This is a genomic window from Aquimarina muelleri DSM 19832, assembly GCF_000430665.1.
Classification (GTDB): domain Bacteria; phylum Bacteroidota; class Bacteroidia; order Flavobacteriales; family Flavobacteriaceae; genus Aquimarina; species Aquimarina muelleri.
Genome location: NZ_AUML01000028.1, coordinates 50,016 through 67,547, shown reverse-complemented (window position 1 = coordinate 67,547; position 17,532 = coordinate 50,016). Strand labels below are relative to the sequence as shown.

17 protein-coding genes are annotated in these 17,532 nt (G+C 30.3%); 7 read left to right on the top strand and 10 right to left on the bottom strand.

All coding sequences use genetic code 11. The features are described 5' to 3' along the window. Nucleotides 1-8 precede the first annotated feature (8 nt). Both H527_RS0112300 and H527_RS0112295 read left to right on the top strand, forming a co-directional pair. Nucleotides 9-1,025, top strand: coding sequence for an RHS repeat protein (locus H527_RS0112300; protein ID WP_162143819.1), 1,017 nt, complete (start codon nucleotides 9-11; stop codon nucleotides 1,023-1,025). Nucleotides 1,026-1,152: 127 nt separating this feature from the next. Beyond that, on the top strand, nucleotides 1,153-1,371 hold the full coding sequence (locus tag H527_RS0112295) for a hypothetical protein (RefSeq protein ID WP_155837885.1): 219 nt from the start codon (nucleotides 1,153-1,155) through the stop codon (nucleotides 1,369-1,371). Between the two features lie 239 nt (nucleotides 1,372-1,610). Here the strand turns inward: H527_RS0112295 and H527_RS0112290 are convergent, their stop codons facing one another. From H527_RS0112290 to epsC, 3 genes are all read right to left on the bottom strand, one after another. Beyond that, nucleotides 1,611-2,126 (bottom strand): GNAT family N-acetyltransferase, encoded by a 516-nt coding sequence (locus tag H527_RS0112290; RefSeq protein WP_035088087.1) that lies wholly within the window; start codon nucleotides 2,124-2,126, stop codon nucleotides 1,611-1,613. 79 nt (nucleotides 2,127-2,205) lie between these two features. Further along, nucleotides 2,206-3,090 (bottom strand): cysteine synthase CysM, encoded by an 885-nt coding sequence (gene cysM, locus H527_RS0112285; protein WP_027412989.1) that lies wholly within the window; start codon nucleotides 3,088-3,090, stop codon nucleotides 2,206-2,208. Further along, nucleotides 3,090-3,881, bottom strand: coding sequence for a serine O-acetyltransferase EpsC (epsC, locus tag H527_RS0112280; protein ID WP_027412988.1), 792 nt, complete (start codon nucleotides 3,879-3,881; stop codon nucleotides 3,090-3,092). The genes cysM and epsC overlap by 1 nt, the downstream gene beginning before the upstream one ends. 340 nt (nucleotides 3,882-4,221) lie before the next feature. Between epsC and H527_RS0112275 the strand changes: the two genes are divergently transcribed. Beyond that, a complete protein-coding gene (locus H527_RS0112275) occupies nucleotides 4,222-4,641 on the top strand; it encodes a CBS domain-containing protein (RefSeq protein WP_027412987.1) in 420 nt (139 codons plus the stop codon). A gap of 139 nt (nucleotides 4,642-4,780) precedes the next feature. On the opposite strand, the gene H527_RS0112270 is transcribed toward H527_RS0112275, so the two are convergent. Next, entirely contained in the window at nucleotides 4,781-5,875 is a 1,095-nt protein-coding gene (locus tag H527_RS0112270; protein WP_027412986.1) for a D-alanine--D-alanine ligase family protein, read from the bottom strand. A gap of 279 nt (nucleotides 5,876-6,154) precedes the next feature. Here H527_RS0112270 and H527_RS0112265 point away from each other — a divergent pair, with 279 nt between their 5' ends. The 3 genes from H527_RS0112265 to H527_RS23165 all read left to right on the top strand — a co-directional run bounded on the left by H527_RS0112265 (nucleotide 6,155) and on the right by H527_RS23165 (nucleotide 10,035). Further along, the gene (locus H527_RS0112265; protein ID WP_027412985.1) at nucleotides 6,155-6,832 is read left to right on the top strand and encodes a DUF2461 domain-containing protein; all 678 of its coding nucleotides are present in this window, start codon (nucleotides 6,155-6,157) and stop codon (nucleotides 6,830-6,832) included. Nucleotides 6,833-7,241: 409 nt separating this feature from the next. After that, nucleotides 7,242-8,678: a hypothetical protein gene (locus H527_RS24410; RefSeq protein WP_027412984.1), complete on the top strand. Its 1,437-nt coding sequence runs from the start codon at nucleotides 7,242-7,244 to the stop codon at nucleotides 8,676-8,678. 70 nt (nucleotides 8,679-8,748) lie between these two features. Further along, nucleotides 8,749-10,035, top strand: a complete 1,287-nt coding sequence (locus H527_RS23165; RefSeq protein WP_155837884.1) for a PA3715 family protein — start codon at nucleotides 8,749-8,751, stop codon at nucleotides 10,033-10,035. A 571-nt stretch (nucleotides 10,036-10,606) separates the two neighbouring features. Here H527_RS23165 and H527_RS0112245 read toward each other — a convergent pair. The 5 genes from H527_RS0112245 to H527_RS0112225 form a co-directional block, all read right to left on the bottom strand. Further along, complete coding sequence (locus H527_RS0112245) at nucleotides 10,607-11,356, bottom strand: SDR family NAD(P)-dependent oxidoreductase (protein WP_027412983.1); 750 nt, start codon at nucleotides 11,354-11,356, stop codon at nucleotides 10,607-10,609. 64 nt (nucleotides 11,357-11,420) lie between these two features. Then, a complete protein-coding gene (locus H527_RS0112240) occupies nucleotides 11,421-12,002 on the bottom strand; it encodes a TetR/AcrR family transcriptional regulator (protein ID WP_027412982.1) in 582 nt (193 codons plus the stop codon). A gap of 83 nt (nucleotides 12,003-12,085) precedes the next feature. Further along, nucleotides 12,086-12,613 (bottom strand): GNAT family N-acetyltransferase, encoded by a 528-nt coding sequence (locus H527_RS0112235; RefSeq protein WP_035088084.1) that lies wholly within the window; start codon nucleotides 12,611-12,613, stop codon nucleotides 12,086-12,088. A 195-nt stretch (nucleotides 12,614-12,808) separates the two neighbouring features. Then, nucleotides 12,809-13,558, bottom strand: a complete 750-nt coding sequence (locus H527_RS0112230; RefSeq protein ID WP_027412980.1) for a C40 family peptidase — start codon at nucleotides 13,556-13,558, stop codon at nucleotides 12,809-12,811. A gap of 159 nt (nucleotides 13,559-13,717) precedes the next feature. Then, nucleotides 13,718-14,896, bottom strand: coding sequence for an acetyl-CoA C-acyltransferase (locus tag H527_RS0112225; protein WP_027412979.1), 1,179 nt, complete (start codon nucleotides 14,894-14,896; stop codon nucleotides 13,718-13,720). A gap of 229 nt (nucleotides 14,897-15,125) precedes the next feature. Here H527_RS0112225 and H527_RS0112220 point away from each other — a divergent pair, with 229 nt between their 5' ends. Beyond that, entirely contained in the window at nucleotides 15,126-17,171 is a 2,046-nt protein-coding gene (locus H527_RS0112220; protein ID WP_027412978.1) for an HD family phosphohydrolase, read from the top strand. A 59-nt stretch (nucleotides 17,172-17,230) separates the two neighbouring features. Here H527_RS0112220 and H527_RS0112215 read toward each other — a convergent pair whose 3' ends face one another. Beyond that, nucleotides 17,231-17,512 (bottom strand): DUF3817 domain-containing protein, encoded by a 282-nt coding sequence (locus H527_RS0112215; protein ID WP_027412977.1) that lies wholly within the window; start codon nucleotides 17,510-17,512, stop codon nucleotides 17,231-17,233. Nucleotides 17,513-17,532: the final 20 nt, after the last annotated feature.

Here is a 17,532-nt window from a genome sequence, read left to right as displayed (position 1 = left end):
GTAAAAAAATGAACACCATATATAAAATAGCAGGAATCCTACTAGTACTAATCGTAGCATGCAGTTGTGGCGAGGCTACTACAAAAACAAATCTGCCAGACAGGATTATCTGGTATTTTCCGCCAACAGACTTTAATACCCGTATGTTCTATGGTCCCATAAAAAAGAGTGAAGAGATAATGTATTATGCCACAAAAGATGCGAATGGGCAGATCGTTAAAGTAGATAAAAAATACTATGAAACAGGTAGGATTTTCCCCCATAATTTTAGTATAGAATTTGATTCATTAGGTAGAAGATCCAGATTTATCAGCTATCTGGCTAAAGCGGGAAAAAGCAATCGTGGCGGTCCAATAAATGAGGATCAATATGGTTTCATATACTATTATAATGAAAATAATCAAGAAATAAAAAGCAAAACTATTTATAAAACATCCAAATTAAATTGGTATAGTACTGCATCACTTGAAATATTTTATAATAATAAAAAATATAATATCTCAAGAAGAGTAATTCAATATGATATTGATGGAAAAAACAGATGGACTAATGATAGTAGTGCTTTTAAATACAATGAGAAAGGATTAATGATAGATTCAGAGTTCTATATGAGAGATAGTGAGGATGATCCTTTAATACAAGAACGTGCCTTTGGCGAAGAGCCTATCACTTATGCGTATGACGATCAAGGTAGAGTAGTAAAAAAGACCCGTAAAAAAGGAGGTACACATCATTATTTTTATAAAGATAGTGTATTGTACAGAGAAACCAGAGAGTTGTTTGGCAGGACAAATGAGTATATATATTATCCTAACGGGGTATACAAATCTGCTAAGTTAAGGACTACCCTAATTACTGGAGATTTTGAGTTTTTAGAAACCGGGGATATTACTACCTACAATGGCCAAAAAGTAGCAGACTATTACGAATTTGATGCGTATGGCAATTGGACCAAACGAATACGGTATAAAGAAAATGGGGAACCCCAAAGTTATACAGAACGCAAAATAGAATACTACAAATAAAAAGATAAACGATGCCAGAAAACCAGTTATATCCTGTAGTTAGTGATTTATTGCCACTGCACAAAATACGGATTTTATTATATGCCCTGATCGAAAAAGAACAAGCATTAGTGCTATAAAAAATAGAATGACCAATGGCTTTTCTTTTTTCTATAATCAATTGAATATGGACAGGAGTTTGCAATTTAAATGTTTACGTAAAACATATCTTACCTATCTGGATTTGGCTATGAAAGGAGATAGTAAATTACTATCTTCGCACTCCAATGATGAAGTATTGCAAAAGCACTATATAGATCAAAAAATAGTAGCAAAGGCTGTAAAAGAACTTCATATTTTTGAATAATTATTAATATAATACCCTGTTTCTACACCCTGCTTTTATCTTAATTTCGGTGTATAGCGAAAATTTCAATTTAAGCATAAGATATTGATTTAAAGGTAATTATATGTGTTTTCAAAACCAAAAATATTATTTAACCCTACAGTGTTGTTGAAACCTTTGAGATCTTACTATCCTAATAACTTTGATGAATACCATTGTTTAAAAAGTATTTTATTCTGTTTAGGCACTAGGAATGAATTTTACTTTCCTTTTAGATTTATCTCAAACAAACAAACGGGAGTGTTGTGATAATGATCAGGAAGACCATCGGTGTTTTTTAGGTCAAACATTCCTAAAAATTCAAATCCTACTTTGGTATAATGGGCTATTAATTTGGTGTTATTGCCAAGGGTATCTAATCGTACAAAATCTTTATGGTTGCTTTTGGCATATTCTTTTGCCCATTCTACCAGTATTGCTATAAAATGTTTTCCTCTAAAATCAGGGTTTACCGCAATACGATGTATATATACTGCTGTATCCTTGTTTTTTTCTTCCCAAATTTGTGCATCACTAAATGTGGTAGCCCAAACACAAGCGATTTTATTGTCTAGTAGTAGTTTCCATTGTCGGTTTTCCTGAATTTCTTTTTCTACCATTTTTCTTTCGAAGGCAGGCCAGACTACTACTTTTTGCTTTGCTTTTTGGTACACTGAAGCTATTTCATATAGCCTAAATATTTCGTCAATATCGTTTATTGTACTATTCGTAATCATAAGGGTATATATTATACAACAAAAGTGGTTCTGTTTTTGTTTTTACAAAGCTCGAATTTTGCGAATAATTATCTGCTGCTTATTCAAACAAATCAGAGCTTAGATATCGATCTCCACGATCACAAATAATAGCAACAAGCACGCCGCTATCCAGAGTTTCGGCAAGTTTAAGGGCAGCAGTAACAGATCCACCGCTACTCATACCTGCAAAAACACCTTCTTCTTTAGCTAATCGTTTTGTCATATTAGTTGCTTCGTCTTGGCTAACCTCGATTACTTGATCCACTTTGGAGGGGTTAAATATTTTAGGTAAATACTCCTTAGGCCATTTGCGTATTCCTGGTATACTAGAGTCATCGGTTGGTTGTACTCCAACGATTTGGATTTCTTTAGATTTTTCTTTTAGATAGGTAGATGTTCCCATAATAGTACCTGTGGTCCCCATAGACGACACAAAATGGGTTATGGTACCATTGGTGTCTCTCCATATTTCGGGTCCGGTGGTTTTATAATGAGCAAGCCAGTTATCTTCATTTGCAAACTGGTTTAGCATCACATATCCATCGTTATTTACTTTTGCTTCGGCATAATCTCGAGCACCTTCGATACCTACATCTTTTGTAGTAAGGGTAACTTTGGCACCGTATGCACGCATGGTTTGTACTCGTTCTTTAGTCGAATTTTCAGGCATTACCAGTTCGATATCCAATTTGAAAATTCCCGCTATCATAGCTAGTGCGATACCTGTATTACCACTGGTAGCTTCAATAAGCTTGGTGTTTTTATCTATATCTCCGCGATCTAAAGCAGATTTAATCATATTGTATGCAGCACGATCTTTAACGCTTCCGCCAGGATTATGCCCTTCTAATTTTAAATATAGGGTAATATTAGGATTGTTGATTAAGGAAGAAGCCTTTATCAAAGGCGTGTTTCCGATTAGGTCTAAAATACTATGAGACATTATACTACTTTTTTAATCTTGATTTCTGAAGTATTAGAAATAATAGAGTTTTCGGGTACGGATTTTGTAATCCATGCATTACCACCTATAGTGCTATTTGCACCTATAACTGTATTACCTCCTAATATGGTTGCATTGGCATATATAGTAACATTGTTTTCTACTGTTGGATGCCGTTTTACATTACGTAGTTTTCGGTCTACATATAACCCACCAAGAGTAACCCCTTGGTATATTTTTACATTATCTTTTATAATTACTGTTTCTCCTATCACGATACCTGTTGCGTGATCTATAAAAAAAGATTTACCAATATCTGCACCTGGATTTATATCTGTACCAGTTAATCGGTGAGAGTATTCGGTCATTAATCTAGGTATTAGAGGTACTCCAATTTTTAATAATTCGTGGCTTAGTCTATATATTGCTATTGCATAAAAGCCTGGATATGCCATATAAATTTCTTCGATAGAGTTGGCAGCAGGATCACTTTTAATAAAAGCCTGTGCATCCAGATTTAATTTTTCTAAAATCTCGGGTAATTTTTCTAAATAGGATTGCCATAATTTATGACAAGGTTTGTCTGTTTCCCAACAGGCAAGATCTATAAGTTCTTCGAATGTTTTTTCTAGGATATCTATATTTTTTGCAACCTCGGTATCGGTATCAAATAAAGTATAAAAGAGTAGATTGGTAAAATATTCTGTTCTTTCTTTTAATTTAAGCTTAAGATTAGGATTCTTTTTTTGCTCCTCGATTTGTGCAATAATTTGCTCTCGTTCTTTAGTCATTTCTTTCTATTTGAAAACTCTAGTAAATATATAGAATAAAGAATATAAAAAGTCTTTTTAGAAGATAAAACCTTACATTTTTTTTGATAATAATAACAATATATAGGGTGGGGGTAATGATTCCTGATACTTTAATGTCTCATAAAGGGCTGGAATCTCCCGAAGTTGTTGGTTTAAATAATTGCTAAAAATTTAGAACTTCTAAAAGAGATAAGAGAGTACCTGAAATAAAGAATTATACAAAAAGGAGGAATGTTTTTTTGGAGATATGCACTGATATTTATCATAATTTTTGTGTGTTTTGGATACTATATTTACTGTAGAATTTAAACCAAATAAAATGAAAAAAAGAACACCCGTTTCCAAAATTATGACCTCTGATGTAATTACTTTAAATTATAGTAATGGTTTAGAAACAGCAGAAAGATTATTTAAAGAGCATAATATTCGTCATATCCCAGTGGTAAGTGGTGATGCAATTGTAGGAATGCTTAGTTATACAGATTTACTTCGTATAAGTTTTGCAGATGCTATTGATGAAAATGAAACTGATGTAGATACTGTAGTTTATGAAATGTTTACTATTGAACAAGTAATGGCAAAAAGCTTAGTAAGTGTTACTTCTAATACTACTATTAAGGAAGTCGCAGAAATATTATCTAAAAAAGAATTTCATGCTTTACCAGTGGTAGATGATAATAAATTAGTTGGTATTGTAACTACTACAGATTTGATTAATTATTTAATAGAACAATTTTAGAACCTTTCAGGTAAGGAATCCTTCATTATGGGATTTCTTACCTGAAGGTTTTTTCTTTGTACTATTTTAAAAATTATATTTTTGAAGAAGTATATCTCATAATCTTGTAATATATTGATTGTTAGTTTTTTAAATAATATTAAATAGTGTCTATATACTGATCTATTTTACTTCTGATGATTATATCGCTATCCATTGTAAAAAGATTGTGTTTGCGCATAATTTCTGGAACTTCCATCCCATATTGTAAAAGTGCGTTAAATACAATTGTATGGATAAGTCCTTCAAAAACTTCCATTTCGGGGTAATTAGGAAAACAGGTTAAACATTGCTTTACCATTACTCCATCCGGAAAGCATAGAGCTGGTAAGCCGTTTATATCAAAAAAACGTAAGATGCCGTTTCTGTCCAATCTACCATCAATACGAGTAATGCCTCGAATGTCGAGAGCTGTAGCGATAGGTGCAATATTTGCTTTCAATTGATTAAGAATAGCTTTATCTGAAATATATGGTTGTATCTTATCGTTATTATCCCACGAACGAAGCCTTTCTTTACGACCTAAAATATTGTTTTTACCAGGTACGCTTTTTACAATGTAAGCTGTGGGTAGGAGCAAGACATCATTACCTATCTGAATAAAGCCACAAGTAATATCATCGCTGGGTAAAAAATCTTCAATAATTACTTCGCTATTGGGAAATTCTTTTAAAATTTCTAAGCTGTATTTTTTTACTTCCTGTATATTTTTTGCTAAGCAAACGCCAATACTACCTGATTCAGCTGTCGGTTTTAATACAAGTGGGTATTGAGAATCCTGACGTTTAGAAATTAAAGTATCAATTTCTTCTATATTTTTGCGCGTAATAATAGTAAAGTAAGGAATCGGTAATTGGTTTTCTGCTAATATTGACTGGCAAAAGTCTTTTCTAAGAACATTTTGAAGTGTTTTGGAATCAGAGCCTACAAACGGTAATTTGCGATTTTCTATATATTCATTTAACCAAACGACTTTGTTGTTTCCGTTATTTACAAAATAGGCATTAGCCCAAATTAAAGTATCGCTAGATACATTATCCAGCGTTGTTTCCAATTGAGTAAGGTTTTCTACTTCTGTTGTTATAACTTCTATACCTGCTTTTTGCAAGACGTTTACTGCTGTTATTAAATCAGATGTAGAAGTAAACCATCCATGAGTCCAATGATCTTTACTGCTGATGATTAGTATTTTCATATATTTTGAGCTTTTTAAATTCTAACTAATGTTAAGTTTAAAGTGTTTATTTTTAGTGTTTTAATTAGTTTTGTGTTTTTAGGTTTAATCTCAAATTTAACAATGTTTTTCTTAATTCTGTCGACTAATTTTATTTTTCTATTTTGATCAAGATACGAGTATACTTCTGGTAAATCATAGTTCTGTTTTTTTGTATAAAAATATTTAGAATTATATTTTTGAGTTAAACTCTAGTAAAAAAATCAGATTTTAGTATTTTAGGAGCAAATGAAATTTTTTATGAATACGATACCACAAAATGTATTTGAGTTTTTAACGGAATTAAAAAAGAATAACCATCGAGATTGGATGGATGCAAATAGAAAGACCTATCAGGATAATGAAAAAGTATTAAAATCCTTTTATGCATCTATCGTAGAACGATTAAATGAAAAAGATGAGATCGAAAAAACAAAAGTATTTAGGATAAACAGAGATATTCGTTTTAGTAAAGATAAGACTCCTTATAATGTGCATCGTAGTGTAAGTTTTAGTAGGGCAGGAGCGCATCGAAGAGGAGGATATTATTTACGTTTAGAACCAGGGAATTCTCTTGTTGCTGGTGGTTTTTTTAGCCCAGAAGCTGCAGATTTACTTCGCCTTAGAAAAGAGTTTGAAATGGATGATCAAGAAATTCGCGAAATATTAGAAAGTCCTGATTTTAAGAAAGCTTTTAATGGTTTTAATACCGAATATCAAGTAAAAACAGCTCCAAAAGGATTTAGTAAAGATCATCCTGCTATAGACCTAATTAAAAACAAATCATTTTTTGTACAGCATAGTTTTACAGACAAAGAAGTATTTGCAAGTGATTTTTTAGATAAAGTAATATCTCATTTTGAATTATTAAGACCGTTTTTTGATTATATGAGTGATGTATTAACTACAGATCTTAATGGAGTTTCTTTGATAGAGTAGTTATAAAAAGAACGTAATATATAGAAGGGTGTGAAAAAACATTTTTAAGTCATCCACAGTTTAAGATGGCAAATGATAATCTTTTTAATCCACATTGTGGAGTTTAATTCTTCGAGGTTATTAATTAAAAAAAATATAGAGAAGATTACCCAATTAGAATATAAGCACAAAAATGAGCTGGTATCTGCAGAAAAAATAAGTACAGCCAAAAACAGTACAATTTATTAGATATACCAAGTTTATTGATAAATCCTTATTTTGGTAAGAGTATTAAAGCAAGAAGAAACATCACAGAAATAGTTCTATACAAAATAAAGCAAATAACACTAGCTCCCAGTAAAAAAGACCCGGAGGGGTTGTAAGCAGTGGTACGTAAAATAAGCACTACGGTAAAATAAATCTTGATAATATGAAATATTGTATATTATTTATCTTTTGTTCTATAAGTATTCAAGCACAGACCTACGAGGGAACTATTGGTAATTATCAAATATTTTTGGAGTTAGATATAGATCATAACGAGGATGAGGCAACTGCTTTTTATTTTTACAAGTCTCATTTAAAAAACATTCCGTTAGAAGGGAGTTTTAATAATAATGAATTACTTCTTTTTGAGAAATTTTCGGATATAAAGGAAGAAAAAGAATTATTTACCCTATCTGTAAACAAAGATATTGTAACAGGTACCTGGACAAACAATGGACATACATTACAAGTCGATTTACACAAAACAACAAAGAAACTTGATACATATAAATTAATGAATTTGCATTATGTAAGAGACAGTATAACTACTTATGATACAAAAGAACTGGTTTGGTTTACAGAAAAACACTCAAAAAAAATATTATTTAGGCTTGGTAATGGATTTACTAAATCTGAGCGTGAATTTATAAACCCAAAACTAGATACCATACATACAAGTTATGCAATGATAGGATTAGATTGTAGTTGGGCAGATATAAATATTGAAATAGAGCTTATTTCTAATCAATACCTTAGTTTTTCAGAATATTCTTCTATTTATTGCGGTGGTGCACATCCAAATTATAATACAACAGGATACAATTTTGATTACAAAAACAAAAGGCAATTGGATAGAATAACCGATATATATCCAAATGTAGATCACTTTCAAGAATTAAAAAGAAAGTATGAAAATGATACAGATTTAGATAGTGAATGTAACTATTTTACAGATAGAGAAGCGTATTGGAAATACTATTCTTGGGTACTCACCAAAAATGGAATAACAATCACCCCTTCATATCCACATGCTATGACCCCCTGTGAAATAGGGTTTTTATTACCCTATAAAGAGCTGTTAGAAACAAACACATCGAATAAAAGTAACGTTAAATTACAGACCGATGACATTTCGTTTTACAAAAACAACGACTCATATTTTATAAAAGACATCGATATAAATAACGATACCATTTTAGATAAGATTGTAAGCAGTAAACCCTATCAAGGAGATAAATTGTTGCTATTTATTAATGATAATAATACGTACCGATTAGGTCTAAAAACCAGTAATTTTTCAGAAGATGGAGGGAATCAAATTACGGATATAAAAAAGGATAAAAAAGGTTTCGTGATTATAACATCTTTTCTGGATAGAGGTTTTTTGCAATCACATCATTATGTATCTCTAATTGATAATAAATGGATGTTGACCCATACTATTTATAAAACTCAATCCAGTAATAAGGAAGATGCATTTATCTATGTTTGTAATGTAAAACAAAACATTGATTTAAGTGCTCCAGAACTTATAAATGCATTAAAAGATATACCAGATGAAGTAAAAAGAGAAACGGTTTGTGTAAAAGAAAAAATATAATAACTATATATACGAAGAGCCTTAAAATAAAATGAATCAAAACAGACACAATAGTAAATTCCTGTAAAAAATGAAGAACCTATATATTTTAGTACTATATATGTTTATCTCTTGTACTCAAAGCACAAAAGAAAAGAAAGAAATTGTTGTAAAAGCTAAGGATACTATTGAATATGCCGCTGACTCAATTAAAAAAGATAAGAATTTAAGCTTTGATAACAGCATCAGCCAAATTAAAATCAAATCTATCCCATTAATTGATTCTACAAATTTTGATAGTTTTATTGAAGAAGAGGATTATAAAAAAGTAAACGAAAAAGCTTTAAAATTAGAGAAATTATATCCCAATTTTAATAAAGAAGGTTATAAGTATAGGGCGATAGCCTCCTATAAAATACAAATATCTAAAGATTTTTATACTATCGTAGTAACAATTCTTAAAGGCGAACACGAAATGGAATCTACATTGATTAATTATGATTTGGATGGAGGTATTATAGATTCTAAAGTTATATCTTATGATGAGATAGCAGAAGGTCAGTCAAAAATTGAATCTAAAATTGAGAATAATAAACTAACCATCAACAACATTTTTTGGACAGATGAAAAACAAGAAACAATTCAAGTTTTTGAAATACTCGATAACGGAAAAATAATACCTGTAATTATAGGTCATTTTGACAAAGAAAATTTAATCGATAATGTAATTAAACAACTCAATTTAAATAAACAAAAAGTTAAAATAAATCTCATTGTATCAAAAATTCAGCCCAATAATAGTAATGAGACCATTGTAGTAATTCCTGAAATTTATGGAGAATACGATGAGCAAATGTTCGAGCTTAATAGTTATATAGTATTAGTAAACAACACAACAGGTAAAATAACGCACAAATACTTCGAAAGTTCTAAAACAAATGATTGGATTTCAGATGCTATAAGATTAGCGGAAATAAAAATAGACACTGCACCATATATAGTTTCTGAAAATAAAAGAGCTTTTGGTATAAGGGTCTATTGTTATAATAATTCTCAACCAAACCCATATAGCAATAAAACCATTTCATTATTTGTAAAGTCAGGAAATACCTTGAAAAAGGTGTTACATAATTATGATGTAATGAACCACATTGGAGAATGGGATACTAATTGTACAGGAGAATTTACAGACTTTAAACGCACACTCATTATGTCTAAAGAAAAAACCAATGGATACTTTGATATTATAGTAAAAAATAAAATTACTAAAACCAAAAATATTGAAGATGAAAATGGAGAATGTGATTCTAAAGAAATCATTACTAATAGAACTGTAGTACTAAAATTTAATGGAGAAACTTATCCTAAAAATGAATAATACGATTTACGAATAAAAATCTCGCATATAATCGCATTCTTTTTCTACTATATTTTCTTCATAAAATGAAACAATAGCTATGGCTATTCTTTAATTTGATTCATCAATCTAGCGAAAAACCTTTGCAATTATTTATACGCAATTCTCATCCGTAAATTGTATAAAACAAAAGAAGAAGTTTTAATCTTTATATAAAATTATCAACAGAATTTTAAACTCACGCATTTTAAATGAATCTAAGCTTAGATGAATACATATAATCAATCAGATTTAAAGCCGAAGGCATAGAGTTTGATTTTTGGCATGTAACTATCTAGGCTGAAAGAACAATAATTATTGTGAAATGTAAAACAGTGAAAAAATAAATAAGATTCAATAAAATTATCAAAGCCTACAATATAATTAATGCTTTTCTGTAAGGTATAGTTTTTATAGATAAAGTAAAAAAATAACTTAATAATGGCACTAAAGCATGAAGTGGGTGACTTAAAAAATCTATTTTTAAGTATCTAAAAAGAGGGTGCTTGAAAAGTCAGACACCCTCTTTTTAGATTTTTAGAACAAGTATGTTTTATACTTGACTTAATCCACCATCTACTTCTAATTCTACACCATTTATATATGATGCATCCTCTGAGGCTAGAAATAATGCTGATTTTGCTATTTCTTCTGCTGTACCAAAACGTCCAAGTGGTACTTGTTGTGCAAAACCTTTACCCATTTCTTCTACAACATCTTGTGGTAGCCCCATTTTTCCATAAATAGGAGTGTCTATTGGTCCCGGAGCGATAGAATTAACACGTATACCTCTGGATTTTAATTCTGAAGTTAAAACACGTTGATATGCACGTAAGGCACCTTTGGTTGCAGAATACACTCCTAATCCATCAAATCCTTTTTGATGAACAATAGAATTGGTAAAAAGAATAGTTCCTCCATCATTTATATGTGGTATAGCTTCTTTGGTTGCCAATATAGGACCCTTAACATTAGTATTAAATAAAGTATCATAATGTTCTTCTGTAATTTCATTGGTTGGAGTAGGAGGAGCAATACCTGCATTAAGAAAAAGAATATCAATTTTCCCGTATTTATTTGTTGCTTCTTCAATTAACCTTTTATTATCTGCGGCGATAGATACATCTGCCTTAACTGTAATAAAATCTCCATCTAATGTAGCTGCAATTTCGTCTAAAGCTTCTTGCCTTCTTCCTGAAAGTACGACTTTAGCTCCTTCTTGTAAATATAGTTTAGCAGTTGCTAATCCAATACCACTATTTGCACCTGTAATAATAGCTACTTTGTTTTGTAATTTTTTCATTGTAATTATTCATATATTTATTAATTCTTATTGAAACGATCATTTCAAAATAAGACAAAAAAATTTAGTATAAGATCTTGGTTGTTATATATATAAGATTTTTAAGCTCTTTTTCGTTTTTGTTTAAAATTCCTATCATTCGCAATCCTTGTATAGACGAAAACAGATATAATGCATATTGATTTGCTGTTTGGTCTTGATTAAAAATCTTTTCCATTTGTCCTTTTGTAACAATATCTTCGAACATAGCTATCATTCTTTCTTGATTTTTTTCCATAAACGATTTTATAGAAACTTCTTGATTAGCCATCTCTGATTTGCAATTTATTACTAAACATCCTTTTCGATCATTGTCTTTAATAATTTCATTTAAATGAAGGTTAAAGATAGTCTCAATTGCTTCCTTAGCATTATATGACTTGACTAACGCCTGATTAAAATTGGTGCTATGTACAGATTGATAAAAGGAAAGAACTTCTAAAAACATGCTTAATTTGCTACCAAAAGAATTATAAATACTAGAGCGATTTAAGGATGTTGCATCTACTAAATCCTGCATAGAAGTACCATTGTATCCTTTTTTATGAAATACTTCTGTTGCTTTTTCTAAAACCTGAACTCTATTGAATGTTTCTTCTTTTGGCATTATCTTATTGAAATGATCGTTTCAAAATTAATAAAATATTTAATTAAAATTGTTATCAAAATCATAAAATTTACTTTAGCGGCTTATAATTCTAATTTCATGATAATATCTGTTTGTAAATCTGTTCCTAATAAAAACTGATGCGTATCGAATTGTTTAAAATCATTTCTTTTATAAAATCGTATAGCATCGATATTTTTTTCCCAAACACCTAACCAGATAAAATCTATTTCTTTTTGTTTGGCTATTTTAACAGTGTATTCCAGAAATAATTGGCCTATTTTTTTACCTTGAAATTCTTTTAAAACATAAATTCGCTCTATTTCCATAGAGTTATCATTTATAGGCTCGGTTTGTGCATAATCAAAATTTATTTTAATATACCCAGCTATTTCTTTATTGATAATTGCAAAATAAAATTTGGATTTTGGATTATTAATCTCTTTTACAATATTATTTAGAGTAATTTTTTCATTTAAATAATTAGTAATATTTTCCTCGCTATTGTGTGGTGGTCCAAAAGCTTCATAAAATGTCTGTCGACCAATATGTAATAATTTCTCAACATCCCTAGGTTGAACAGATTGTATTTTAACTTGTTTGTAGACCATTTTAATATTGTTTAAATACTAAATAATTATATCTTTTTTAAAAGATAAGTTTTGTAAATAAATATAGAGTAGGTTTTTTTAAATTGGTTAAGGGATTATACCAAACAACCTTAGAGCAAGTTCGTGAGAGATGCACTTACAGAAAATGTGTTTTTTTTCGAGACAAGTTTCTGATAATTAGACTTTCAATGGGGATTAAATAATTCGTTTAATAACTCTTAATTTATGGGTGTGTACACGTTTGTCTACATTATAAATGCCAGAGTGATCAATACGATCAATACGTACTTTACCATGTGCATGAATGATATAGTTGTCTTTCATCATAATTCCAACATGAGTTATTGCTCCTTCATCGTTATCAAAAAATGCTAGATCACCAGGTTCGCTTTCTTCGATAAAACTAAGTGATTCTCCTTGTGTTGCTTGTTGAGAAGCGTCTCTCAGTAATTTGTATCCGTTAAGTTTGTATACCATTTGTGTAAATCCACTACAATCGATACCAAAATTTGTTTTTCCTCCCCATAGATATGGAGCATTAAGAAATAAGAATGCTGTATTTATAATATTCTTTTTTTCTTGTGTTTTAATAATCCTAGTACCTTCGTAGTGGTGATTAAAGAAGTCTAAAGCACCTAAAGAAGACCCTAGGGGTATCGGCATTAATTGATTGTTTTTACAACTTACAAATTCTATGAGATCCCCGACTATAGAAAAGGGTTGTTTATCAAACTCATTATACTTTTCTGTAGTTATTTCTAAAAATTGTTTGTTATCTACCCAGCCTTCATAATTATCAAAAGCTAAACGAATTTTACTCCATTTTTTACGTTGTTCCAGAACTTTAAAATGTTCACCATATAAAATTTGAGAAACCATTTCACTAGTGTCTTGAGGCTCAAAACGTAATGGGACAATACTTAAATTACAAATACCGTATTGCATTAATTTTTTTATAGAAACAGACGATAAAACGTCAGATATTAATTAAAATTATTGATTTGGGTTATCTTAATAAACAGTGGTTACTATAAGGTTTAGATTTCATTTCATGTGTTGCGTTGGTTTATCCAAACCTTATAGTATAGTAACTGTATTATATTATTATGCTCGTTCTATAACCATAGCAGATGCACCACCGCCACCATTACAAATAGCAGCTGCACCTATCTTGGCATTATTTTGTTCCAGAACATTAATTAATGTAATTAATATTCTTACTCCAGAGCAACCTAGTGGATGTCCTAAAGAAACTGCTCCACCATTTACATTTGTATTGGTATCTGTAAGACCTAATATTTTTAGGTTTGCAAGCCCTACTACAGAGAAAGCTTCATTAAACTCAAAGAAATCAACATCATCAAGGGATATCCCTGCCTTTTCTATTGCTTTTGGTAATGCTTTTGCAGGAGCTGTTGTAAACCATTTTGGTTCTTGAGCAGCATCTGCAAAGCCTTTAATTTTAGCTAAAGGTTTTAAACCAAGTTCTGCCGCTTTTTCTGCACTCATAACCACTACAGCTCCAGCACCATCGTTTATAGTAGAAGCATTTGCCGCAGTAACGGTTCCTTCTTTAGAAAAAGCAGGACGTAAAGTAGGTATTTTTTCTAGTTTTACGTTTTTGTATTCTTCATCTTCTGTAACCATAACAGGCTCTCCACGACGTTGTGGTACAGCAACAGGAACAACTTCATTATCAAATTTACCTTCTGCCCATGCTTTTGCAGAACGCTCATAGGATTGAATAGCAAATGCATCCTGATCTTCTCTGCTAAAACTATATTCGTTGGCACAAAGATCTGCACATACTCCCATTGCATTTTGGTCATAAGCATCTACCAATCCATCTTTTTGCATACCGTCTTCTAAAGTTTGAGAACCAAACTTATGACCAGTTCTTAATCTTACGTAGTGTGGTATTAAACTCATGTTTTCCATTCCTCCTGCAACAACAATATCTGCATCACCAAGAGCTATTGTTTGTGCTGCAAGCATAACAGATTTCATTCCACTAGCACATACTTTATTAATGGTAGTACAAGGAACAGTATCGCTAATTCCAGCAGCAATTGCAGCTTGTCTAGCAGGAGCTTGCCCGTTTCCAGCTTGTACAACATTACCCATATATACTTCTTGAACCAATGAAGGGTCTAGGTTTATTTTATCTAGTGCACCTTTAATTGCAGTAGCCCCAAGTTGCGTTGCAGGAACAGTAGATAAACTTCCCATAAAACTTCCAATTGGCGTGCGTACTGCAGATACGATTACTACTTCTTTACTCATTATTTATATTTTAAAAAGTGTGTGTATTGTTATTTTGCGAATTTAATGATTTTTGGAGTATATGCATAAGGAAGTTGGTAATAAGAATGTTAATGTAATGCTCTCCAATTTTTTAGTATTTTTGGCTCATTTACAGAACATGAAATGAATTATAACTATAAATGAATACTAATCGAGGTGATTATTGGCGGTTTTATCTGACTTTTGAGATGACAAAAACTATGTATAGATGAAAAGAATTTTAAACAAATTATACAGAAAACAGTCTTCTATATATAAGATTTTTCTTTTTATATGTACGACACTATTGATAGTATATTTATTTCCTAAAGGGGGAGTGTTTAAATATGAGTTTGCTAAAGGTAAACCTTGGCAATATGAAAATCTGTATGCTCCATTTGATTTTGCGATAGCAAAAACCCAAACAGAGATTGAAGCAGAAAAAAAAGAGATTACTGATAATGTAATACCGTATTTTGAGTATGATACTATAATAGCAACTAAAGCTAAAGAATCTTATGATAAAGCTTTTTCTAATTACTTATCTGCTATTAATCAAAGTAGTGCTAAAGATCAAGCCAAACTTTTTGGTAGAATATTACTTAATGATATATATAGATATGGAGTATTACAAGAGACTTATTCTTATAATAATAAAAGACAAATCTTTTTAAATAAAGGCAATACTGCGGAAGCAATTACTTATGGTCAGATTTTTACTCCAAACGCATTAACTAAAACCATTAGCTCAAGGATATATAATAGTGAATATATTAAGTTTAAAAGTGACTTTGTAGCACTATATTATGATATTGTAAAACCAAATGTAAAGTTAAATAAAAGGTTAACAGAGGGTATATTAGAAAGTGAACTAGCAAAAGTTCTTACAACAAGAGGTGGTATTTCAAAAGGGATTAGAATCATTGCAAAAGGCGAAGTAGTAGAGGGTGAGAAATTACAAATTTTAAATTCATTAAAAGCAGAGTACGAATCTCAAGTATGGAGTGATAAAAACTTTTATTGGATAGTTTTAGGATATTGTGTTTTAGTTTCTTTGGCATTAATGATGCTTTTGTTATTTATTAAAAAATACAGAAATGACATATATGATAATAATACACAAGTAACTTTTATTTTCTTTAATGTTCTTTTTATGGTATTCATAACAACCATGGTTGTTAAATACAAATCAGATTTTATATATGTTGTTCCACTTTGTATTCTTCCTTTGATATTAAAAGCATTTTTTGATTCTAGGTTGGGGTTATTTACTCATATAATAACAGTATTAATTCTTGGGTTTGTAGTTCCTAATAGTTATCAATATACTTTTTTACAAATTATAGCTGGTATAGTCACTATATTAACAATTTCAGAATCTTTTAAAAGAGCGAACTTGTTTATCTCTGTAGGGCAAATTACAGCTATATATATTATTGCATATATTTCTTTTCACGTAATTCATGAAGGTAATATAAATAATATAGATTGGATTATTGTTGGTTTGTTTATTATTAGTGGGTTTACTACTTTAATAGTACATCCTTTAATTTATGCTTATGAAAAGATTTTTGGATTAATATCTGACGTATCCTTATTAGAGCTCAGCGATACAAATTCTATTTTACTTAAAGAGTTATCTAATAAAGCTCCTGGAACTTTTCATCATTCTTTAAATGTAGCTAATATTGCAGAGGCAGCGGCAAATGAAATTGGTGCTAATGCAATGTTGGTAAGAGTAGGAGCATTATATCATGATATAGGTAAAATGGCTAATCCAACCTATTTTATCGAAAACCAATCTGCCTCTGGCAATGCTCATGATATATTATCGCCTATAGAAAGTGCAAAAATTATTATCAATCATGTTATATTGGGGATAGAGATTGCTAAGAAATATAAACTTCCGGATCGGGTAATTGATTTTATTCGTACTCATCATGGAACGAGTTTGGTATATTATTTTTATACCAAAGAAAAAGAGAGTAATGAAAATGTAAATATAGAAGACTTTAGATATCCAGGACCAAAGCCTTTTTCTAAAGAAACAGCTATTTTAATGATGAGTGATAGTGTTGAGGCTGCATCAAAAAGTCTTAAAAACCCAACGAGTAGCTTAATAGATATATTTGTAGAGAAGATTGTAAGCAAGCAGATGGAGGATGATCAGTTTATTAATGCTAATATCACTTTTAAAGAAATTCAACAGATTAAAAAAATATTTAAGCGTAAACTAACCAATATATATCATCTTAGGATAGAATATCCAGAGTAATATAATTCTGGATATTCTAGTTATATTAAAATAAATGTATGTTTTAAGTAAATAACTTTTTAAGATTCTTTGGTTAAATATTTTTTATCCATCCAAAAGGTTCCGAAAGGGATAATAGAGCAAAGTAATACAATGACCAAAGTTTTTGGGCTCCATTGTTTTTCATATTTTACAAGAATTGCAAATACGATATAAATTAGAAAAAGAAAGCCATGTGCCATACCAATAATTTTATTAGGCTCTGGAGAGTCAAACATGTACTTTAAAGGCATAGTTACAAATAGTATTAATAGGTATGAAATACCTTCGAGATAGCTAATAATCCTAAAACTTGATATCATAAAAATTGTATTAGTTTAAT

Bases quoted from the DNA above. Each gene is read 5' to 3' on its own strand.
- cysM (WP_027412989.1), bottom strand. From the start codon at position 3,090: ATGTCTCATAGTATTTTAGACCTAATCGGAAACACGCCTTTGATAAAG.
- H527_RS0112270 (WP_027412986.1), bottom strand. From the start codon at position 5,875: ATGAAAATACTAATCATCAGCAGTAAAGATCATTGGACTCATGGATGG.
- H527_RS0112265 (WP_027412985.1), top strand. From the start codon at position 6,155: ATGAATACGATACCACAAAATGTATTTGAGTTTTTAACGGAATTAAAA.
- H527_RS0112215 (WP_027412977.1), bottom strand. From the start codon at position 17,512: ATGATATCAAGTTTTAGGATTATTAGCTATCTCGAAGGTATTTCATAC.
- H527_RS0112275 (WP_027412987.1), top strand. From the start codon at position 4,222: ATGAAAAAAAGAACACCCGTTTCCAAAATTATGACCTCTGATGTAATT.
- H527_RS0112240 (WP_027412982.1), bottom strand. From the start codon at position 12,002: ATGCCAAAAGAAGAAACATTCAATAGAGTTCAGGTTTTAGAAAAAGCA.
- H527_RS23165 (WP_155837884.1), top strand. From the start codon at position 8,749: ATGAAGAACCTATATATTTTAGTACTATATATGTTTATCTCTTGTACT.
- H527_RS0112235 (WP_035088084.1), bottom strand. From the start codon at position 12,613: ATGGTCTACAAACAAGTTAAAATACAATCTGTTCAACCTAGGGATGTT.
- H527_RS0112230 (WP_027412980.1), bottom strand. From the start codon at position 13,558: ATGCAATACGGTATTTGTAATTTAAGTATTGTCCCATTACGTTTTGAG.
- H527_RS0112220 (WP_027412978.1), top strand. From the start codon at position 15,126: ATGAAAAGAATTTTAAACAAATTATACAGAAAACAGTCTTCTATATAT.
- H527_RS0112300 (WP_162143819.1), top strand. From the start codon at position 9: ATGAACACCATATATAAAATAGCAGGAATCCTACTAGTACTAATCGTA.
- H527_RS24410 (WP_027412984.1), top strand. From the start codon at position 7,242: ATGAAATATTGTATATTATTTATCTTTTGTTCTATAAGTATTCAAGCA.
- epsC (WP_027412988.1), bottom strand. From the start codon at position 3,881: ATGACTAAAGAACGAGAGCAAATTATTGCACAAATCGAGGAGCAAAAA.
- H527_RS0112295 (WP_155837885.1), top strand. From the start codon at position 1,153: ATGACCAATGGCTTTTCTTTTTTCTATAATCAATTGAATATGGACAGG.
- H527_RS0112290 (WP_035088087.1), bottom strand. From the start codon at position 2,126: ATGATTACGAATAGTACAATAAACGATATTGACGAAATATTTAGGCTA.
- H527_RS0112245 (WP_027412983.1), bottom strand. From the start codon at position 11,356: ATGAAAAAATTACAAAACAAAGTAGCTATTATTACAGGTGCAAATAGT.
- H527_RS0112225 (WP_027412979.1), bottom strand. From the start codon at position 14,896: ATGAGTAAAGAAGTAGTAATCGTATCTGCAGTACGCACGCCAATTGGA.